Here is a 21024-nt window from a genome sequence, read left to right on the forward strand (position 1 = left end):
AGCATGGCCGGAACCTGCGACTACCTCCCTCAAATTTTGTGCCGGGCTCCCCTCTGCTGCTTCAGTTCACGGCAAAACCCGCATCTATCGGCAGGGCCACGCCATTGATCATGGCGGCCGCGTCGCTGAGTAAAAACAGGATCGCGGATGCGACCTCTTCGGGCTGCACGAACCGCCCGAGGGGCATGCGCCGAAGCATGGGATCGGCCTTGGCGGGATCGCTCCAGGCCTTGACCGCCATCGGCGTCAGGGTGATCGCCGGATTGACGGTATTGACGCGGATGCCGTGCCGGCCAAGCTCATTGGCCATGACCCGGCTCATGGCATCGAGGGCACCCTTGCTGGCGCAGTAAGCGGCGTGATCGGCCCAGCCCATCCATGCCGCGTTACTCGAAACATTGACGATGGCGCCACCCAGACCGCGGCTGATGCGATCGCGCGCATATTCCTGGGCAAGCAGCATCGGGGCGCGCAGGTTGACGGCCATCAACCGATCGAGGCTGTCAACGCTGGTTTCGAGGAAGCTTTCGAGAATGGTGGTGCCGGCATTGTTGACGAGATAGTCGACCGGTCCACCTGCATGGGCTGCGGCGAGGGTAGCCTCAGTGTCGGACAAGTCTACGACGACGGGGGTGCAGCCAATTTCCTCGACGAGGCTATCCAGGTCAGACTCGGTGCGGCTGAGCGCCACGACATGGGCGCCCGCCTTGGCGAGCATAAGAGCGGTGGACCGGCCGATACCCTTGCCCGCACCACTGACCAGAACTGATTTGCCTTCAAGCGACATGGCTAACGCGTACTCCGTCCATTTGATTGACTGTGCTGCCCAAGATGAAGTTGGCGCAGCGATCGCCCAGCATCATGGCCGGCGCCGCGGTGTTGCCGGCATTGATGGTGGGGCACACCGACATATCAGCGACGCGCAGATTGTCGATGCCGCGCACCTGCATCTGGGCGTCGAGGACGGCCAAGGGATCGCCATCAGGCCCCATGCGACAGGTGCCGGCGGGGTGGTAGTTGGTCTTGACCATGCGCTTGCAGTGGGTGGCCAGCGCCCCGTCACTGAGGTCAGCCGGGTCGGGGCGCAGGATCTTATCCACGCGCGAGCCCAAGGGGCCATTCTGGAAGGCACGGAGGAAGAAGCGCTGGCCGGCGATCATGGTGGCCATGTCGTCGGGGTGCTTGAGCAGATGGGGGGAAACGATGGGCATGTCGGCGGGGTTGGCGGAGCGGAGTTTCACAAAGCCGCGCGATTTGGGCTTGGTGACGACGGTGGTGACGGTGACACCATGGGTGGGCGCGATGAGCTTGAGCAGGTCGCGGTCGAGATACACAAAGGGGACGCAGAAGGCCTGGATGCTGGGTTCGGCCTCCGCGTCGATGGGATTGACGAAGGCCCCGGCTTCAACGCCCGCCGAGGTCACCATGCCGGAGCCAAAGACCTTGAATTGCAGGCCGTGCATCAGCATGCGCCAGCCATCGGTGTGGCCGAAATAGCCATAGGGACCATTGAAGTGCGCAAGGATCGGTACTTCGGGATGATCGATCAGGTTCTGGCCGACGCCGGGCGCGTCAAGGGTGACGGAAAGTCCGTGCCCGCGCAGTTCATCGGCGGGGCCGATGCCCGACAGCATCAGCAGCTTGGGGGAAACCAGCGCCCCCGAGCAGACGATGATATCGGCGGCGGAATGGGCGGTGTGCTCGCCCGAGCTGTCGGCGTAAACGACGGAGGTCGCCCGCTCCTTGTCGATGACGAGGCGCTGCACGGCGGCGTTGAGCTTGACCGTGAGGCGCGGATGCTTGAGCAGCGGCTCGATGAAAGCGTAAGCGGCGCTGGAGCGTTTGCCGCGCCGGTTCATGAACTGGTAGAAGCCGACCCCGGTTTGGCGGGGGCCGTTGAAATCGGGATTGAAGGGGACGCCCAGGCCCTGCATGGTTTGCACGAACCAGCGCGACACATCATCGATGTGGCCGGGATCGGACACGAGCAGCGGGCCGCTGTCGTTGTGGCGCTCGTCAAAGAAGCGGTTATTGCCTTCCATGCCGCGAAAATGGGGGAGCACATGCTCCCAGTCCCAGCGCACACCGGCATTGTTGCCGCGCAAGAGCTCGTCCCAGGCATCGTAGTCGGATGGGCGGCCGCGCATATAGACCTGGGCGTTCACCGAAGTGCCGCCGCCCAGCACATTGCCCTGGCTGATCTCATGGACGCGCCCGTCCAGATGCTCCTGGGGCGTCGTGGCGTGATAGCGCATGAATTTAGAGCCGTTGATCATCTTGAAGATGCCCGGCGGCATATCGAGCAGCGGATGATGGTGGGAATGCCCGGCCTCCAGAAGCAACACCCGGCGCCCGGCCTCGACCAGCCGCGCGGCCGCCACGCAGCCCGACGCGCCGCCGCCCACAACGATATGATCGTATTCCTGCGTCACGCTTGGTGGTCCTCCTCGGGTGGGCGTCCTCTCTTGGCGGAGTTCAGCCCTGGTCGAATGTTCCTCGTACATATTCCCAGGCGGCGGTCAGGTGGCCATTGAGGGCGCGCTCGGCCCCCTCGGGGTCACGTTCGGCAATGGCCTGGTAGATTTCGCGGTGGCTGAGCCAGTTGGTGCGGTTGCGCTCCGAGGAGCGATCCATGCGCTCCCAATGGGGGCGCAGCCAGCCGGTGAAGGCGCGATGGATCGAGGGCATCACCGGATTGCGCGGCAGCTCATAAAAGACGGCGTGAAAGGCCATATCGGTGCGATAGAATTCGGCGGCGTCGCCGATGGCCGCTTCATTGGCTTCGAGCGCGGTGCGCAGGGCGGCGAGATCGTCCTTGCGGGCGTGAAGCGCGGCGTGGCGCACCAGCGCGGCTTCGAGAAAAACGCGGGTGTCGTAGAGGTTCTTGACGCCCGCGGTCTGGCCCAGCAACTGGCCGACGACGCCGCCGAGAGCCGATAGCGCGGCATCATAGCCGGCGCGGCGCACGACTGGGCGGAAGCGCGGGCGCGTTTCGACCAGCCCCCTGCCCGCCAGTTGCGCCACCGCTTCGCGCGCGACGGTGCGGCTGATGTTGAACTGGGCCATGAGTTCGCGCTCGGCGGGCAGATAGCTGCCATCGGGCAGTTCGCCGCTGCCGATCATGGCTTCGAGCCGGGCCACCACCATATCGGCGGCGCGATCACTCGCTCCGCTTCGGTGTTCCGCTGCCAGCTCCATTGCACCCGTCACGTCGCCGCTCCCCTTTGCCCGATACCTCAACCAAGTTCGCATCAGAATGCAAGCGCAAAACGTGGTTTGGTCCGTCCAAAACTTCGATGAACTGCGGCGGGGCTTGACTTTGTGGGGCTGTACAGCCTCACTTGTGCTGTTTTGGTCGGAGCAAAGCGGAGGAGCCGTTGATGCTGCAGGAGATGTTGGCGGAGCTGGCCGGCAGCGGGGTGTATCGCGGGCAGATGCTGATCGACGGGCGCTGGACCGATGGGGGGGCCCGCGATGTGTTCGAGGTGGAGAACCCGGCCAATCAGCGCATCATCGGCACCATTCCGCAGGGCGGGCCCGAGGACGCGGCGGCGGCAATCGAGGCGGCGCGGCGGGCACAGCCGGCCTGGGCGGCACTGCCGCCGATCGAGCGGGCCAAGCTGCTGTTCAAGCTGGCCGATGCGGTGCGCGAGAACGATGGCGTGCTGGCGCGGATCGTGGTGGCCGAGCAGGGCAAGCCGCTCAACCAGGCCATGGGCGAGATCGGGGCGACGGAGACTTTCCTGCGCTATGCGGCGGAGTCGGCGCGGCGCATCGAGGGGGATATTTTTCCTTCGGACGTGGCCAATGAGGAAGTGTGGATCCGGCGGGTGCCGCATGGGGTCGTGGTGGGGCTGACGGCGTGGAATTTCCCGGCGGCGCTCGCCACGCGCAAGCTGGGGCCGGCGCTGGTGGCGGGCAATACATTCGTGCTCAAGGCGCATGAGTTCACGCCGTTTTCGGGGCTGGCCCTCGCGGCACTGGCGCAAGAAGTGGGGTTCCCGCCGGGGGTGTTCAATGTGGTGACGGGCGCGGGGCGGAGCGTCGGGGAAGCGCTGGTGACCCATCCCCATGCCGACCTCATCACCATGACGGGCAGTACGCGGGCGGGCAAGGAAATCTACCGGGCGGGCGCCGACCAGATCAAGGTGCTGCGGCTCGAGCTGGGGGGCAAGGCGCCGTTTATCGTCATGGACGATGCCGATGTGGACGCGGCCGTTCAAAGCGCGGTGGCGGCACGGTTCAGCAATTGCGGGCAGATCTGCACCTGCAATGAGCGGATGTATCTGCATGGCGCCATTGCCGATGAATTCCTGGACAAGTTCGTGGCGCGCACGCAGCGGTTGCGGATCGGCGATCCGCTGAGTGACCCCGATCTTGGGCCCAAGATCAGTGGACCGGAGGTGGAAAAGGTCGCCGACATCGTCGCGCAATCGATAGCGGCGGGCGCCGAGGTGCTGCTCGAGGGCGGGCCGCTGCGGGAGGGGGAGTTTGCCCGCGGGCATTGGTATGCGCCCACGGTGATGAAAGTGCCCAGCAACTCGGTGCCGGCGGTGCAGCAGGAGATTTTTGGACCCGTTGTGCCGGCGATGGTGGTGGGGGATTTCGAGGAGGCGCTGAGCCTCGCCAATGACAGCGAATATGGACTCTCTGCCTATGTTTATACGCAGAACTTCAAGCGGCTGATGCGCTCGGCGGAAGCGCTGCAGTTCGGGGAAATCTACTGCAACCGCTCGAGCGGCGAGCTGGTGCAAGGTTTCCATACCGGCTGGGGGCAATCGGGGCTGGGCGGGGAGGACGGCAAATATGGGCTGGATGGCTATTTCCGCAAAAAAACCATGTATGTGAACTGGTCGTGAGCCAACATGAACACGCCAGTGATCGAGGCCGTAGAGGCCCAGTTGTTCCGGGTGCCGCTCCCCAAGGTAATGGTGGATGCCAAGCATGGCGCCCATACGCATTTCGAGCTCGTGACCGTGACAGTCCGCACCAGCGATGGGCTGGAGGGCACGGGCTACACCTATACCGGCGGCAAGGGTGGGCGGGCGATCCTAGCGGTGGTGGAGGATGACCTGACGCACATGCTCCTCGGACGCGATGCCCGGGAGATCGACGCCGTCTATGACGCAATGTGGTGGCACATCCATTATGTGGGGCGCGGCGGGATCACCGCCTTTGCCATGTCGGCGGTGGATATTGCGCTCTGGGATTTGAAGGGCAAGCGCGAGAGCCGGCCGCTCTGGCAGATGGCTGGGGGCGCAGGGGCGACGGCCAAGGTTTATCGCGGCGGGATCGACCTCAATTACACGCTACCCGAGCTGCTGGAGAGCATCGAGGGGTATCTGGCGGCAGGGTTCAGGGCGATCAAGATCAAGGTCGGCAAGGCGGATCTAGCCGAAGATGTGGAGCGGGTGCGCGCGGTGCGGGCGCTGATCGGCCCCGATACCCCGTTCATGGTGGATGCTAATTATGCGCTGGATGTGCCGCGCGCGATTGCGGCGGCGAGAGCGTTCCAGCCTTTCGATCTGCTCTGGTTCGAGGAGCCGATCATCCCCGATGATTACGCCGGCTATGCGGAGATCGTCGAGGCAACGGGGATGCCGCTGGCCATGGGGGAGAACCTCCACACCATCCACGAGTTTGAATACGCGTTTGCGCAATCGCGGCTGTCGTTCATCCAGCCCGATGCGTCCAATTGCGGGGGGATAACGGGCTTCCTGCGGGTGGCGGCGCTGTCGCGCGCCCATGGCATTCCGGTGTGCAGCCATGGCATGCAGGAGCTGCATGTGAGCCTCGTGGCCGGACAGCCCAATGCCGGCTGGGTTGAGGCGCATAGCTTTGACATCGACCACTACACCACCCGCCCCCTGCAGTTGCGCGACGGACTGGCGGTGGCGCCGGATGTGCCCGGCACGGGCGTGGAGTTCGATTGGGGCAAATTGCGCAGCGTTACGTAAAGCAAATGCACAAGGAATCGGCAGCATTTACTTGCCGCCAGGCGCTCGCGCCAAGATAGGACGGAAGCAACAGCAACAAATGAGCAAAGCCCCATTCCGGTTGATTGACACGCCCCAAGGTGGCGTGCTGACATCATCTTATCGAAGGGGCGCACGAGGAGTGGGCGCCAACTTCGCAGCGGTCGTGACCGGAAACATCCGGGACGTCCTTGTTCTGGAGGAGAACACATGAACAGGTTTTGGAAAGCCACGGCCGCGAGCGCCGTGCTGCTCGGCCTTGCGTCCGGCTCGGCCTATGCGCAGGAAATTGTCGGACTGATCACGAAGACCGAGGGCAATCCCTTCTTCGTCAAGATGCGCGAAGGCGCGCAGGCCAAGGCGCAGGAACTCGGGCTCGAGTTGCGCACCTTTGCCGGCGAGTTCGATGGCGACAATGAAAGCCAGATCGCCGCTATTGAAAGCTTGATCGCCGCGGGCGCCAAGGGCTTTGCCATCGTTCCTTCGGATTCGTCAGCTATCGTGCCCACTATTCAGCAGGCCCGCGATGCCGGGCTGCTGGTCATTGTGCTTGATACCCCGCTCGACCCGATGGATGCGGCGGACGCGACCTTTGCCACCGATAACCGGCAGGCCGGGCGCCTGATCGGGCAATGGGCCGCTGGCACGCTGGGCGATGAAGCGGCCAATGCCAAGATCGCGTTCCTCGATCTGGCAACCAACCAGCCCACCGTCGACTATCTGCGCGACCAGGGCTTCATGGAAGGCTTCGGCATCGATGTGAAGGATCCCAATCGCTATGGCGACGAGGACGATCCGCGCATTTGCGGGCATGAAGTCACCGGCGGCGCCGAAGAAGGCGGGGTGACCGCGATGGAAACGCTGCTGCAACGCTGCCCGGATGTGAATGTGGTTTATGCCATCAACGAGCCGGCGGCGGCGGGCGGCTACCAGGCCCTGCAGTCGGTGGGCAAGGATGATGGTTCGGTGCTGATCGTGGCCATCGATGGTGGCTGCCCTGGCGTGCAGAACGTCAAGGAAGGCATTATCGGCGCAACCTCACAGCAATACCCGCTCGACATGGCATCGCTTGCCATGGAGGCGATCGCCAAGTTTGCCGAGGACGGTACCAAGCCCGAAGTCGACCCGGAACTGGGCTTTTACGATACGGGCGCACGCCTCGTGACCGACAAGCCGGTGGACGGGGTTGAATCGATCGACACCACTGAAGCTGCCGAACTCTGCTGGGGCTAGACGCCTCCCCGGCCTCTCCGGCCACTCGCCGGAGGGGCCCACTGCATTCCGCTCACCCCAGGAGGAGCAGGCGATGAGTGACGACGCCAGCGGCGTGACGACGGCGGAGCGTGGCCTTGGCAGCGGACCTGCCGGAGTGGCGAGCTTTGAGGACGAGGCACCCGGTGCGGGGCGCCGGATCCAGCACTTCTTTCACCAGAACCCAACAGCGATTCCCGCCATCATCCTGCTGGTGGCGGTGGCGGTGTTCGGGTTCGTGACCGGCGGTCGGTTTTTTGGCTCACTTAACCTGTCGCTGATTTTGGCGCAGGTGACGCTTATTGCCTTGTTGGGCACGGCGCAGACCCTCGTGATCATTACCGCGGGGATCGACCTGTCCGTCGGCGCGATCATGGTGCTGTCGTCCATCATCATGGGCAAGCTGGCGGTGGACTATCAGGTGCCGGTGGCAATTGCCTTCCCCGCGGGGTTGCTGACGGGGCTGTTGTGCGGCTTCCTCAATGGCCTTCTCGTTACCGCGCTCAAGCTGCCACCGTTCATCGTGACGCTGGGCACCTGGAGCATTTATGGGGCGCTGATTACGCTGGTGTCCAATGCCGCGACGATCCGGGCGCAGGCGCTGGATCAATATGCGCCGTTCCTGCGCTGGATGGGTGCGCGCATCCCGCTCGGAGGTGGTGCCTTCTTGATGTATGGCTCGATCCTGATGCTACTGGTCGCGGTGGTGATCTGGTATCTCCTGAGCCGCACGGCCTTTGGGCGGCATGTTTATGCCATTGGCGATGATGCCAATGCCGCACGGCTTGCGGGCATTCAGGTCAACCGCACCCTGTTGGGCGTTTATACCCTGGCAGGGCTGCTGTGCGGGATTGCCGGTTGGGTGCTGATCGGCCGGGTCGGCGCCGTGTCGCCGCTGGGCAATCAAACCGCCAATCTCGACGCCATCACCGCCGTCGTGATCGGGGGCACGTCGCTGTTTGGAGGACGCGGCTCCATTCTAGGGACGCTGTTCGGCGCATTGATCGTGGGCGTGTTCGATTCCGGATTGTCGCTGACCGGGGTCGATCCGCTGTGGCGGCAGCTGACGGTTGGCGCGCTGATCATCATCGCCGTGGCGATCGACCAATGGATCCGGAGGGTTTCGGCATGACCCAGCCCATTCTCGAAGCGCGGCAACTGACCAAGCGCTATGGCCGGGTCGTGGCGCTCGACCATGCCGATTTCGAGCTGATGCCCAACGAGATCCTCGCGGTGATCGGGGATAATGGTGCGGGCAAATCCACCCTGATAAAGGCGCTCTGTGGTGCGGTGCTGCCCGATGGCGGGGAAATCCTGCTCGAGGGGCAGCCGGTGCATTTCCGCTCGCCGCTCGAAGCGCGGATGGCGGGGATCGAGACGGTGTACCAGGATTTGGCGCTGTCGCCGGCCCTCTCGATTGCCGACAACATGTTCCTGGGCCGAGAGCTGCGCAAGCAAGGCGTCATGGGCTCGGTGTTTCGCAGTCTCGATCGCGGCCGCATGCAGAAAATCGCGCGCGAAAAGCTCTCGGAGCTGGGCTTGATGACGATCCAGAACATCAACCAGGCGGTGGAAACCCTGTCGGGCGGGCAACGGCAGGGCGTCGCGGTGGCGCGGGCCGCGGCCTTTGGCAGCCGGGTCGTGATCATGGATGAGCCGACAGCGGCGCTAGGGGTCAAGGAAAGCCGGCGCGTGCTGGAGCTGATCCTTGATGTGCGGCGGCGCGGCTTGCCGATCGTGCTCATCTCGCACAACATGCCCCATGTGTTCGAGGTGGCTGATCGCATTCACATCCACCGCCTCGGCAAGCGAATCGCGGTGATCAACCCCAAGGACTTTTCCATGTCCGATGCGGTGGCGATCATGACCGGGGCGATGCCGCCGCCGGTAGAACAAAAGGTTTGAGCATGGATTTGGGTTTGCGGGACAAGGTCGCGGTGATCACCGGCGGCACGGTGGGGATTGGGCTGGCAGTGGCCGAGGGGCTGGCGGCAGAAGGGGCCAATCTGGTGCTGGTCGGGCGCGATGGGGAGCGCGCCGAGCGGGAAGCCATCCGCATTGCCGAAACCTATGGGGTGATCGTTTCCGCCATTGCCGCCGATGTGGCAACGACCGCCGGCTGCGAGGCGGTGATCGCCGGGGCCAAGCGCGGCTTTGGCGGGGTCGATATCCTCATCAACAATGCCGGCACCGGCTCCAATGAAACCATCCAGGAGGCCGATGACGCCAAGTGGCAGTATTACTGGGACCTGCATGTGATGGCGGCGGTGCGGCTGGCGCGTGGGCTCGTGCCCAGCATGAAGGCGCGGCGCGGCGGGGTGGTGCTGCACAACGCCTCGATCTGCGCGGTGCAGCCGCTTTGGTATGAGCCGATCTACAACACCACCAAGGCCGCGCTGATGATGTTCAGCAAGACGCTCTCCACCGAGGTCGTCGGCGACAATATCCGCGTCAACACCATCAATCCCGGGCTGATCCTGACGCCCGACTGGATCAAGACGGCCAAGCAGATCGCCGGCGAAGATGGCTGGGAGGCGCATCTGCAGGGCGTTGCCAACGAGGCCGGGGGCATGAAGCGCTTCGCCAGCCCCGAGGAGCTGGCGAATTTCTTTGTGTTCATGTGCTCGGACAAGGCCAGCTATTCGACGGGCTCGACCTATTTCGTCGATGGCGGCTGGCTGAAGACGGTTTAGGCGCGGGGGCTGCGCGACGTGGGCTAAGCCCACGCGCGGGGGCGTTTGCGCCGGATCAGCCCGTCTGGACCAGCCGGGTGCGGAGCAGTTCGCCACTGTCGCTGAGGATGGAATAGGCGATGCCGGTCAGCAGGGAGTTGATCCGGCGCAGGGCGTGCACGGTTTCAAGGTGCAGGTCGCTCGACTGGATGCTGGTGGGGTTGCCGTCGCGCATGCGGCTGAAATGCTGCTCCATGCTGCGCCGCTCGAGCACACCGATCTCGTCCTTCTCCGCCACGAGCTGGCGGGCCGAATCGGTGTCCTCGGAGACGAGCACATTGAAGGCCAGTTGCATGTTGCCCAGCACGCGCGCATGCAGGTCCGTCAGCTCGTTCCAGCCCTGGGACGAAAAGGCGAGGCGCCGCTCCTGCTTTTGCTCGGCGAGCTTGAGCAGCTGCTTGACGATGATGTCGCCGGCCTGTTCGAGGCTGATGGCGAAATTGGTCAGGTCCTTGGCGCGGCGGGTCTGCGCAGGGTCCATTTCCTCCCATTCGAGGCGCGTGAGGAACAGCTTGATCTCACGATTGGCCTGATCGACCTCGGACTCGAGCGCCTTGATGCGGCGGATGGCTGTCTTGTCGCAGCTTTGGAAGATTTCCATCACCGGCTGGAGCATGACCTCGACCGTTTCGCTCATGCGCAGCAATTCGCGCGTGGCGCTGGCGAGCGCGGCATCGATGTTGCCGGTAGGGGTCGAGAGCAGAGCGTTGCTGCGCAGCCGCGCGACATTGAGCTCGCCCTCGACCGGCGCTTCGCTGATGAAGCGCTCGGTCAGGCGGGCAACAAGGCCGGTCAGCGGCAAGCCCAGCGCGAGAACGGCGAAGTTGAAGCCGATATGGAGGATGCTGGCCTGGAGGCCGACACTGCCTGGAATAGCGTCAAGCAGATGGGGCAGCAGCTGGACCAGCAGCAGAACGAGAATCGCGGCGCCGCCGCGGAAGGCCAGCGCGCCAACAGCGATGCGGCGGGCGCGCACATCGGCGGCCCGGGTCATGCTCCAGGAGATCAGCGTGCCGCCCAGATTGGCGCCGAGCACAAAGGCGGTGGCCACTTCGAGCGGGATAAGGCCGGTGGCGCCAAAGGAGATGATGACGAGAACGCTGGCGACGGAGGAATAGGACGCCCAGGTGATAAGCGCGGCGACAAGGAAACCGGTCCAGAGATCGCCCTGCAGATAGGTGATGACCGAGCCCAGCGCGCGGCTGTCGCGCCAGGGGGCGGTGGCTTCCCCCACCATTTGCAGCGACAGGAGCACAAAGGCGATGCCCAGCACCATGCGGCCGAGCTGCTTGGTGCCGCGGCTTTGGCCGCGCAGGAACAGCATGCCGCCGATGATGATCAGCGGGGGCATGAGGAGGGTGAGATCAAAGGACAGGATGCTGGCGACGAGCGCCGAGCCGAAATAGGCCCCCAACATCAGTGCGAGGCCCGTGCCGCCTTCGAGGAGCCCGCCGGCAGCAAAGCTCGAGGCGAGCGCGGCAACGGCGGTGGAGCTTTGCAGGGCAACGGCCATGGCAGTGCCGGCAGCGGCGGCGCCGATGCGGCTTTTGTTGGCGTAGGCCAGCAAACGCTTGAGCTGGGGCGAATAGGCGCGCTCAACCGCGGTCCGCACCATGCGCACTGCCCAGAGCAGCAGCACGATGGCGGCTACCAGATGCACTGCGATGAAATACAAACGACGCCTCCTTGAGCGGCCAAATGGCCAGCCCCTATGATGTTCACATGAACCCCAGTGATGCAACTGCTTGGGGCAAAACCGCGAATGACGCTGTGCGCTGTCATAAAACGGTTAGGTGCTCCAACTAGAAGCCTAAGCAGGCTGCAGCAAGGCCATCAACCCCTGTTCTTGAATGTTCAAATGAGCATTTCAGTTTGCAAAGGAAGAATCGATGCTATCAAGTGATACCAAGCTTGGGACGAAAAGCCCCCGGCGCAATAACATGGGAGTGAGCATGTTCAAAAACGCTTTGCTGTTGTCCGCAGGTCTGGTCGCCGTGATGTCGGCAACCCCTGCCTTTGCCCAGACTGAAATCACCTGGTGGCACGCCATGAGCGCCGAGCTCGGCGAAAAGCTCGAGGAAGTGGCGCAGGGCTTCAATGAGAGCCAGACCGAATACAAGGTCACGCCGGTCTTCAAGGGCACCTATCCCGAAACGCTCAACGCCGCGATCTCGGCTTTCCGCGCCAATGAGCAGCCTGCCATCGTGCAGGTTTATGAAGTTGGCACCGGCACGATGATGGCCGCCCAGGGCGCCGTTTACCCCGTGCACCAGCTGATGACCGACAAGGGCGAGCCCTGGGATCCGAGCGCGTTCCTGCAGCCGGTGGTTGGCTATTATTCCGACACCGAAGGCAACATCCTGTCGATGCCCTTCAACTCGTCCACGCCCATTTTCTACTACAACAAGGACGTGTTCGAAAAAGCCGGCCTTGATCCGGAAGTCGCGCCCAAGACCTGGGCGGAAGTGGAAGAATTCTCGCGCAAGATCGTTGATTCCGGCGCAGCCAAGTGCGGCTTCACCACGGCCTGGATCACCTGGATCCACACCGAAAACATGTCGGCGCTGCACGACCAGCCCTTCGGCACGCTGGAAAACGGCTTTGGTGGCCCGGCCGCCGAGCTGACCTTCAACAATGAAGCCGTCGTAAAGCATTGGGGCAATCTCAAGAAGTGGGCTGACGAAGGCCTGTTCCAGTATGGCGGCCCGGTGGGCGGCAACGATTCGCAGCCCAAGTTCGTGGCGCAGGAATGCGCGATGTTCATGAACTCCTCGGCTGGCCGCGCTGGCGTGATCCGCAATGCCGTGGACTTCGAAGTCGGCTTTGCGCCCCTGCCCTATTATGACGACCTGATCGACGAACCCAAGAACTCGATCATCGGTGGCGCCACCTTGTGGGTGCTGAACGGCAAGTCCGACGAAGTGTATTCGGGCGTCGCCAAGTTCTTCACCTATCTGAGCCAGCCCGAAGTGCAGGCCGATTGGCACCAGTTCACCGGCTACCTGCCGATCACCACGGCTGCCTATGAGCTGGGCCAGGAGCAGGGCTACTACGCCGAGAACCCGGGTTCTGACATCGCCATCGAGCAGATCATGCGCGGCACCCCCACAGCCAACTCCAAGGGCGTGCGCTTCGGCAATCTGACCCAGGTCCGCGATGCCGTCGACGCCGAGTTTGAGGCCATGCTGGCCGGCCAGAAGACCGCCCAGGAAGCACTGGACAGCGCCGTGGAACGCGGTAACGCCATCCTGCGCGATTTCGAAGCCAACAACAGCTAATCCGCTACCGTCAGGAAGACCCGCGCCAATGGTGCGGGTCTTCATCCGAGGCCCAGCCAGCGAGCCCCAATGCAGTCCAAACGCACGATTTTCCCCAACAAACTGCTGCCTTACGCGCTGCTGGCGCCGCAGCTGATCATCACCATCATCTTCTTCCTGTGGCCCGCGGCCCAGGCAGTCCGGTCGAGCTTTGAACGCGAAGATCCGTTCGGCTTCCGGACCACCTTTATCTGGTTCCAGAACTATACCCGCTTGTTCGCCGACCCCGGCTATCTGCGCGCGGCATCCAACACGGCGGTGTTCGCCGTCGGCGTCACCATCCTCTCGATGGGCGTGGCGCTGTTGCTGGCTGTGGCCGTTAACCGGCTGTTGCGCTCGGGCAAGTTCTACACCACGCTCCTGGTCTGGCCCTATGCGGTGGCGCCGATCGTTGCCGGTATCCTGTGGTGGTTCATGTTCAACCCCACGATCGGCATCGTGCCCTATCTGCTGGATGCGTTCGGCTATCGCTGGAACCACCGCGTCAACGGCAACGACGCCATGATCCTCGTGATCATCGCGGCGAGCTGGAAGCAGATTTCCTATAATTTCCTGTTTTTCGTGGCCGGTCTGCAATCGGTGCCCAAATCACTGATCGAGGCCGCCGCTATCGATGGCGCGGGCCCGTTCAAGCGGTTCTGGACCATTGTGTTCCCGCTGCTGTCGCCGACGACCTTCTTTTTGATGATCGTCAACATCAACTACGCCATGTTCGACACCTTCGGCATCATCGACGGCACCACCGCAGGTGGCCCCGCCGGCGCGACAAATACGCTGGTGTACAAGGTTTATGCCGACGGCTTTGTTGGCCTCAATATCGGCTCGTCGGCCGCCCAGTCGGTGCTGCTGATGCTGATCGTTATCGCTTTGACCGTCGTCCAGTTCCGCTGGGTCGAACGGCGCGTGCAATACTAGGAGGCCGGTCATGGTCGAAAACAGGCCTATCCTCAATATCCTGACGCATCTGCTGCTGATCGTCGGCGTTGCCGTGGTGGCGTTCCCGGTGTACCTGGCGTTTATCGCATCCACCCATGGCGCGGACGCGTTCTCGCGTGGGCTGGCGCCCATGCTGCCCGGGCCGCATATGATCGACAATTATGCGCGGATGCTCACCAACGGCCTGTCTTCGGCCGGGGCGCCGCCGGTCTGGATGATGCTGATCAATTCCACGATCATGGCGCTGACCATCGCCATCGGCAAGATCGCCATCTCGATCATCTCGGCCTATGCGATCGTCTACTTCAAGTTCCCGTTCCGCCTGCTCGCCTTCTGGATGATCTTCATCACCCTGATGCTGCCGGTGGAAGTGCGCATCATGCCCACCTTCAAGGTGGTGGCGGATCTCGGGATGCTCAACAGCTATGCCGGTCTCACCATTCCGCTGATCGCTTCGGCGACCGCGACGTTCCTCTTCCGCCAGTTCTTCCTGACTATTCCCGATGAACTGATGGAAGCGGCGCGGGTGGATGGCGCGGGTCCGATGAAGTTCTTCCGCGACATCCTGCTGCCCCTCAGCCGGACCAATATCGCCGCGCTATTCGTGATCCTCTTCATCTATGGCTGGGTGCAGTATTTGTGGCCGCTGCTGGTGACCACCGACACCGGCTATTACACCATCGTCATGGGCATCAAACGGCTCGCGGCCAGTGCCGACACCGATCCGTACTGGAACCTCGTCATGGCAGCGGTGATGCTCGCCATGCTCCCTCCAGTGCTCGTTATCCTTCTCATGCAGCGCCTGTTCGTCAAAGGCCTGGTCGAAACGGAAAAATAGATATGGCAACCATCAACCTAGTCGACCTGCAAAAGAGCTATGGCGGCGATGTCATGGCGGTCAAAGGCATCAATCTCAGTGTCGCCGATGGCGAGATGATCGTGCTGGTCGGCCCCTCCGGTTGCGGCAAATCCACCCTGCTCCGCATGGTGGCCGGGCTGGAAACCGTCACTTCCGGGCGGATCGAGATCAATGGCCGCGATGTGGTCAAGGCCGAGCCTGCCGAGCGCGACATCGCCATGGTGTTCCAGAACTACGCGCTTTATCCGCATATGACGGTGCGTGGAAACCTGGAATACGGGCTCAAGAACCGCGGCACCCCGCGCGCCGAGATCGACCGGCGCGTCAAGGAAGCCGCTGATATCCTCGAGATCGGGCCAATGCTCGACCGCAAGCCACGGGCATTGTCGGGCGGGCAGCGCCAGCGCGTCGCGATGGGCCGCGCCATTGTGCGCGAGCCATCCGCGTTCCTGTTCGACGAGCCGCTGTCGAACCTCGACGCCAAGCTGCGCGTGCAGATGCGGGTGGAAATCCGCCGCCTGCAGCGCCGGCTCAAGACCACCAGCCTTTATGTGACCCACGACCAGCTCGAAGCCATGACCCTGGCCGACCGGCTGGTGGTGATGAATGGCGGGCTGGTCGAGCAGATCGGCACGCCGACTGAGGTTTATGACCGCCCGGCAACGCTGTTTGTCGCGAGCTTTATTGGCTCGCCGCCGATGAACCTGATCCCCATCGCGGCCCTGGCCGGCGCCGAAGGCTTCCACCTGGGCAATCTGCCGGCAAACACCGACATTGTCGGCCTACGCGCGGACCAGCTGGTGATCGAAAAGCCCGCGGGCGAAACCATCGTGCTCGATGCCGTGGTTGAACTGCTTGAGCCCGTGGGTGGCGAAAGCCACCTGCATGTGCGCCTGGCGGACCAGACGTTGATTCTGCGGGTGCCCGGGCGGCCGCAGCTGGTCGAAGGGGCGGCGATCAAGCTTTATGCCCCCGCCTCGCTGATCCACCCGTTCAACAGCAGCACGGGTCGGCGCACAGACGCCCTCGCCTGAGATCCAGGCGAGGCAGCGGACCAGGACGACCGCAGAAGGAACGCGCATGACCAACAGCACCCCTAACGGCCCGCAGCGGGACGAAGTGCAGGCCCATCGCGGCGCCTCACTAGCGGCCCCCGAGAACACCATTGCCGCCTTTCGGGCTGCCGCCGACCAGGGCGCCAAGTGGGTGGAGCTGGACGTGGCCCTGCTCCAGGACGGCACCCTGGTGGTGATCCACGACGACAGCGTGGACCGGACCACGACGGGCACGGGTTCGCTGGGCGCCTTGACCCGCACTGCGCTGGCCGAACTCGACGCCGGCGCCCGGTTCGGGGACGCGTTCAAAGGCGAGCGCATCCCGACACTGGAAGAAGTGCTGGCGGTGCTGGGCGAGCTTGGCGTTGGCGCCAATATCGAGATCAAGCAGCACAAGCACCACCGCTCGCTCGAGCAACTGACCGGAGCTGTGCAAAGCGCCATCGAGGGGTGCCCTGCCCTGCCCCCGATCATGATTTCGAGCTTTGACCCCGCGGCATTGGCAGCAATGCATCGGCTGTTCCCGGAGATGGAGCTAGCAATGCTGTGGAGCAAGCTGCCCGCCGATTGGGCCGAGCAACTCGCGGCCATTCCGGCAAGCAGCGTGCATCTCGACTACAAGGCGCTCAGCATCGGCTTTCTGGAACAAGCGCGCGAGCGCGGCGTCAAGGTGCGGGCCTGGACGGTCAACGAGCCCGCGGTCCTGGCATCCTTCTGGCCCGCGGGGCTAACCGGCGTGATCACCGACGACCCGAAGGTGTTTCTAGGCTAGTGCGTGATGGGGTTGAACATGCTGTCGGGCCGACAACGCGACATTCTTGCTCGCATTGAAACCGAAGGGGCTCAGTATATCGAGACCCTGGCTGCCCGCTACCGCGTGACGACGCAAACAATCCGCCGCGACATCAACACACTTTGCGATCTGGGCTTTGCCCGGCGCTTCCATGGCGGCGCCGATGTGCCGGTGGAAGCCCATAATATCTCGGTGCATGCCCGGGTGGCGCAGAACAGCGGCGCCAAGCAACGCATTGGCAAGCGTATCGCGGCGGCGATCGAGCCGGGCTCAACCGTGTTCATGGGCATTGGGAGTACGGTGCAATATGTGGCCGAGGCGATGCGCGAGCACCAGGGGGTCACCGTGGTCACCAACAATATCGATGTGGCGCTGACGCTGTGTAATGCATCCCAGATCGAGGTGCATCTCACCGGCGGGCTGTTGCGGCACAATGACCGCGACGTGGTGGGCGCCGATGTGCTGCGGTTTTTCGAGAAGTTCTATGCGTCCTATGCAGTGATCGGCGCGGGCGCCCTGCATCCCAGCAATGGGGTGCTGGACTTCAGCTATAGCGAGGCGCAGATCACCTCAACGCTGGTGGAAAATTCGCGTCTGAGTTTTCTGGCGGCAGATGCCAGCAAGTGGACGCGCGAGGCGGCGGTCAAGGTGGTGCCGTTCAGCAAGATTACCTGCCTGTTCACGGACCGGCTGCCCGACGGCGGGGTGGCGCAGAGCCTCGGCGCCTTCGGCACCCAGGTGGTGCTGTGCGACGAGGTTCTGGCCTGATCGGAATGGCTGGGCCCCGCGAAAACGGTCGGCCCGCCGGAAGAACTAGCCGAGGTGCTTGGACACCAGGGCTGTCATCTCAAACATGGTGACGGTATCCTTGCCGCCGAACACGGTCTTGAGCTTGTCATCGGCCTTGATGTTGCGCTTGTTCTGGGGGTCCTGAAGGTCGTTCTTCTTGATGTATTCCCAGACCTTCTTGGTTACGTCAGGGCGGGACATCGGGCCTTTGCCGACAATCGGCACCAGGTCGGGACCGACCTCCACAGGCTTGGATAGTCCGGAGTTCGCCTTCTTTTCGGCCATTCATCAGCTCCAATATGTGTCAGCGTTCGGCATAAACGATGGATAAGCGATATTGTTCAAAATAGGCAGAATAGGTCAGAAGGGCGCAGTATTGGGCGGTTTGTCCCTCAGCACCGGATCAGCAAGCTAGTTGCAGCTGCACGCGGAAGCAAGCGCCCGGCAAGGGGCCATCGACGAGTTCGAGCGTGCCGTGCATGCGCTCAACGATTTGCCGGGAAATGGCAAGGCCAAGGCCGGCGCCGCCTTTTTCGGTGAGGCCCCGCTTGCCGCGACTGAATTTCTCGAAAATGAGCGTACGCTCCTCGGTGGGAATGCCGGGGCCGTTGTCCACCACCTCGACGGCGTAACTGCCTGAGCGAACAACGGTTTGCACCCGCACAACGGGCGCGGGCGCGTTGTTGTAGCGGATGGCGTTGATGATGAGATTGATGAAGACCTGGCAGAGGCGATCGGTGTCGCCTTCGACCAGCGCGGCGGGAGCGCGCTCGCCCAATTCGAGCCGGACGCCATGCTGGCGCAGGGCGGCTTCGCACACCACCAGCGCTCGATCGAGCGCCGCCTGGGGATCGGTGGGCGTGTTTTCCCAGGCGCGTTCTCCGCGCTCAAGGGCGCTGAGATCGAGGATTTCGTCGAGCAACTTGGTCAGGCGCAGCGATTCCTGGTGGATGGTGCCGACGAAATGCTGGCGCTGCCGTTCGCTGATGTCGGGCTCCTCAAGCAGGATCTCGGAAAAGGAGCGGATGGAGGTCATGGGGGTGCGCACTTCGTGGCTGACCTGGCTGAGGAAATCGTCCTTGCGGATATCGAGTTCGCGCAAACGGCCATTGGCGTCTTCGAGTTGGCGGGCGGTGGAACGCAACTCGGCGGAGGTGAGCTCGAGCTGCTGGGAATATTCGATGACCTGCTGGGTTTCGTCCGCCATCTGCATCATTTCCTCCAGCGAAATGTCGCTGCCCGAGACGACCTTGGAGAGCATCACATGGGCGGAAGCGGCGCCGATGGAGCCTGCGAGCTCCCGCTCGAGCCGGCCGATGAATTCGGGGGTGGGATCAAGCTGGTCTGCCCCAACGCCGGCTTCACGGGCGGCGGTTTCAAACAGGGCGGCGGCGCGGCGCTCGCCCAGGACGCGTTCGGCGACGAAGTAGAGATCGTTGGCCGTGGCCGAGCCGAGCACGAAATTGCCGCGGGCGTGCTGGCCCCGCTTGAATACATCGAGGAAGACGCTCGCCTGAATGCGCTCGAGGGCTGACTGGCGGGTCAGGAGCGAGACGATGGTCAGGGTGAGGACGTTGACGGTGAGGCTCCAGAAGGCCGCATGGGCCAGCGGGTCCCAGCCATCCAGCCCGAACATGGCCTCGGGGCGGAGCCAGGATATGCCCCAAGGCCCGTGGGCGAGGAGCATGGCGACCGCCGGGGAAACGGACTGGAAGGACGGCAGGAAGCTGCACCAGACCCAGAAGACAAAGCCCAGCGCGATGGCAGAGGTCGCGGCCTTGAGCGAGGCTTCGCGCCAAAACAGGGCGGCGAGCACGGCGGGGAAGAACTGGGCAATGCCGGTAAAGGAAATGAGGCCGATCGGCGCCAGGGCGTCGGAGTCGCGGGTGAAGAAGAAGTAGAAAAAGCCCAGCGACAAGATCAGCACGATCGAGACGCGCCGGGCATTGAGCAGGAGCGTCGTGACCCCCTGCCCGTCCCCGCTGCTGCCGGCACTGAAGCGCAGGATCAGGGGCATGAGGATGTGGTTGGAGACCATGATCGAGAGGGCAATGGACTCAAGGATGATCATCGAGGTGGCGGAGGAAAAGCCGCCGATAAAGGCGAGGAGCGCCAAGCCATCCTGGCCAAAGGCCATGGGCAGGGTCAGGGCGAACATGTCGGGGTTGGAGCCTGCGGGCATGGTGGTGAGCCCGAACACCGCAATGGGCAGGATGAAGAGGCTCATCAACAGCATATAGGCGGGGAAGGCCCAGCTCGCGACGCGCAGATGGTTCTCGTCGGAGTTCTCGACCACGGTGACCTGGAACTGCCGGGGCAGGCAGACAATGGCGGCGACCGAAAGGGCGAGCGTCGTCAGCCAGCGGCTATCGAAGGTGTTGGCAGCATCAACGGCGACGCCCAACTCGGCCGCCCGGCTGAAGATGGCCTCGAAGCCACCACCGACATAAACCACGAAAATGCCAACGGTCAGGAGCGCGGCGAGCTTGACTACGGCTTCAAAAGCGATGGCGGCGACAACGCCGTGGTGCTGCTCCTTGGCGTCCACATGGCGGGTGCCAAAAAGGATGGTGAAGAGCGCCATGCCCGCCGCGATGCCGAGCGCGAGGCCGACATCATCAATGCCGGCGAGGCTCCCCTGCCCGAACTCGGAGGACCCGGCGACGGCCTGGATGGACGAGGTCACCGCCTTGAGCTGGAGCGCGATATAGGGGGCGATGCCGACCACCGCGATGCAGGTAACGAGCACGGCAAGCCGGTTGGATTTGCCGAAGCGCGAGGACAGCAGATCGGCCACCGAGGTGATGCGCTGGTGGTGGCTGATGCGCACGAGGCGGCGGAGCAGGAACCACCAGCCCACGAAAACGAGCGTGGGGCCGAGATAAATGGTGAGGAATTCGAGGCCGCTGCGGGCGGCATTGCCGACGGCGCCGTAGAAGGTCCAGCTGGTGCAATAGACCGAGATGGAGAGGGTATAAACAGCGGGGGAATGGAGGAACGAGCGCTGGTTGGCGCGGGCGCGGCGATCGCCCAGATAGGCCAGCACGAAGAGCAGTCCGACATAGCCGATAGCCGTGGCGATCACGAAATCGGCCGACAGCATCAGCGTTCACCCTCGCCGGCATCGGGGTCGGCCGGCTCGGGCGGGAGCGCGCCGGCGAGCAAGGCGGTGCCGATAATCAGGGCCAGCCAAAGGGCGAACAGGTAAAAGACGATCTGGGGGATGCCGAAATGGGCGATGTCCTGGTTGAACACATAGACCAGCGGGGGCAGCATCAGCATGGCGCCCAGTATGGTGAGCACCAGCATGGCCGGGA

General features: G+C 63.5%; 19 protein-coding genes. 12 read left to right on the top strand and 7 right to left on the bottom strand.

Features of this window, described 5'->3' with window-relative positions:
• Window positions 1-61 precede the first annotated feature (61 nt).
• The 3 genes from AC3YOG_RS08875 to AC3YOG_RS08885 are packed head-to-tail and all read right to left on the bottom strand — an operon-like array spanning window position 62 to window position 3210.
• Window positions 62-787, bottom strand: coding sequence for an SDR family oxidoreductase (locus AC3YOG_RS08875; RefSeq protein WP_489934799.1), 726 nt, complete (start codon window positions 785-787; stop codon window positions 62-64).
• Window positions 777-2432 (bottom strand): GMC family oxidoreductase, encoded by a 1656-nt coding sequence (locus tag AC3YOG_RS08880; RefSeq protein WP_489934800.1) that lies wholly within the window; start codon window positions 2430-2432, stop codon window positions 777-779. The genes AC3YOG_RS08875 and AC3YOG_RS08880 overlap by 11 nt, the downstream gene beginning before the upstream one ends.
• A 43-nt stretch (window positions 2433-2475) precedes the next feature.
• Window positions 2476-3210 (bottom strand): FCD domain-containing protein, encoded by a 735-nt coding sequence (locus AC3YOG_RS08885; RefSeq protein WP_248305268.1) that lies wholly within the window; start codon window positions 3208-3210, stop codon window positions 2476-2478.
• A gap of 170 nt (window positions 3211-3380) precedes the next feature.
• On the opposite strand from AC3YOG_RS08885, the gene AC3YOG_RS08890 reads away from it, so the two are divergent.
• From AC3YOG_RS08890 to AC3YOG_RS08915, 6 genes are all read left to right on the top strand, one after another.
• Window positions 3381-4859: an aldehyde dehydrogenase family protein gene (locus tag AC3YOG_RS08890; RefSeq protein WP_489934801.1), complete on the top strand. Its 1479-nt coding sequence runs from the start codon at window positions 3381-3383 to the stop codon at window positions 4857-4859.
• Window positions 4860-4865: 6 nt separating this feature from the next.
• Complete coding sequence (locus AC3YOG_RS08895; protein ID WP_489934802.1) at window positions 4866-5957, top strand: mandelate racemase/muconate lactonizing enzyme family protein; 1092 nt, start codon at window positions 4866-4868, stop codon at window positions 5955-5957.
• Between the two features lie 228 nt (window positions 5958-6185).
• Window positions 6186-7208: a sugar ABC transporter substrate-binding protein gene (locus AC3YOG_RS08900; protein ID WP_127752773.1), complete on the top strand. Its 1023-nt coding sequence runs from the start codon at window positions 6186-6188 to the stop codon at window positions 7206-7208.
• Window positions 7209-7281: 73 nt separating this feature from the next.
• Entirely contained in the window at window positions 7282-8358 is a 1077-nt protein-coding gene (locus AC3YOG_RS08905; RefSeq protein ID WP_127752772.1) for an ABC transporter permease, read from the top strand.
• The gene (locus tag AC3YOG_RS08910; protein WP_127752771.1) at window positions 8355-9131 is read left to right on the top strand and encodes an ATP-binding cassette domain-containing protein; all 777 of its coding nucleotides are present in this window, start codon (window positions 8355-8357) and stop codon (window positions 9129-9131) included. The genes AC3YOG_RS08905 and AC3YOG_RS08910 overlap by 4 nt, the downstream gene beginning before the upstream one ends.
• A 2-nt stretch (window positions 9132-9133) precedes the next feature.
• Window positions 9134-9919, top strand: coding sequence for an SDR family NAD(P)-dependent oxidoreductase (locus AC3YOG_RS08915; protein WP_489934803.1), 786 nt, complete (start codon window positions 9134-9136; stop codon window positions 9917-9919).
• Window positions 9920-9974: 55 nt separating this feature from the next.
• On the opposite strand, the gene AC3YOG_RS08920 is transcribed toward AC3YOG_RS08915, so the two are convergent.
• The gene (locus tag AC3YOG_RS08920) at window positions 9975-11633 is read right to left on the bottom strand and encodes a Na/Pi cotransporter family protein (RefSeq protein ID WP_489934804.1); all 1659 of its coding nucleotides are present in this window, start codon (window positions 11631-11633) and stop codon (window positions 9975-9977) included.
• Between the two features lie 277 nt (window positions 11634-11910).
• On the opposite strand from AC3YOG_RS08920, the gene ugpB reads away from it, so the two are divergent.
• The 6 genes from ugpB to AC3YOG_RS08950 all read left to right on the top strand — a co-directional run bounded on the left by ugpB (window position 11911) and on the right by AC3YOG_RS08950 (window position 17686).
• On the top strand, window positions 11911-13236 hold the full coding sequence (gene ugpB, locus AC3YOG_RS08925; protein ID WP_489934805.1) for a sn-glycerol-3-phosphate ABC transporter substrate-binding protein UgpB: 1326 nt from the start codon (window positions 11911-11913) through the stop codon (window positions 13234-13236).
• A gap of 69 nt (window positions 13237-13305) precedes the next feature.
• Window positions 13306-14190, top strand: coding sequence for a sn-glycerol-3-phosphate ABC transporter permease UgpA (ugpA, locus tag AC3YOG_RS08930; RefSeq protein WP_127752767.1), 885 nt, complete (start codon window positions 13306-13308; stop codon window positions 14188-14190).
• Window positions 14191-14200: 10 nt separating this feature from the next.
• Complete coding sequence (ugpE, locus tag AC3YOG_RS08935; protein WP_489934806.1) at window positions 14201-15049, top strand: sn-glycerol-3-phosphate ABC transporter permease UgpE; 849 nt, start codon at window positions 14201-14203, stop codon at window positions 15047-15049.
• Window positions 15050-15051: 2 nt separating this feature from the next.
• Entirely contained in the window at window positions 15052-16104 is a 1053-nt protein-coding gene (locus AC3YOG_RS08940; RefSeq protein WP_489934807.1) for a sn-glycerol-3-phosphate import ATP-binding protein UgpC, read from the top strand.
• A 46-nt stretch (window positions 16105-16150) separates the two neighbouring features.
• Complete coding sequence (locus tag AC3YOG_RS08945; RefSeq protein WP_489934808.1) at window positions 16151-16897, top strand: glycerophosphoryl diester phosphodiesterase; 747 nt, start codon at window positions 16151-16153, stop codon at window positions 16895-16897.
• A 6-nt stretch (window positions 16898-16903) separates the two neighbouring features.
• Entirely contained in the window at window positions 16904-17686 is a 783-nt protein-coding gene (locus AC3YOG_RS08950; protein ID WP_172124921.1) for a DeoR/GlpR family DNA-binding transcription regulator, read from the top strand.
• Between the two features lie 45 nt (window positions 17687-17731).
• Here AC3YOG_RS08950 and AC3YOG_RS08955 read toward each other — a convergent pair whose 3' ends face one another.
• From AC3YOG_RS08955 to AC3YOG_RS08965, 3 genes are all read right to left on the bottom strand, one after another.
• The gene (locus tag AC3YOG_RS08955; protein ID WP_127752763.1) at window positions 17732-17992 is read right to left on the bottom strand and encodes an SWIB/MDM2 domain-containing protein; all 261 of its coding nucleotides are present in this window, start codon (window positions 17990-17992) and stop codon (window positions 17732-17734) included.
• 118 nt (window positions 17993-18110) lie between these two features.
• On the bottom strand, window positions 18111-20810 hold the full coding sequence (locus AC3YOG_RS08960) for an ATP-binding protein (RefSeq protein WP_489934809.1): 2700 nt from the start codon (window positions 20808-20810) through the stop codon (window positions 18111-18113).
• A complete protein-coding gene (locus AC3YOG_RS08965; protein WP_489934810.1) occupies window positions 20810-21016 on the bottom strand; it encodes a hypothetical protein in 207 nt (68 codons plus the stop codon). The genes AC3YOG_RS08960 and AC3YOG_RS08965 overlap by 1 nt, the downstream gene beginning before the upstream one ends.
• Window positions 21017-21024 lie beyond the last annotated feature (8 nt).

Source organism: Devosia sp. Z6_126, assembly GCF_058133495.1.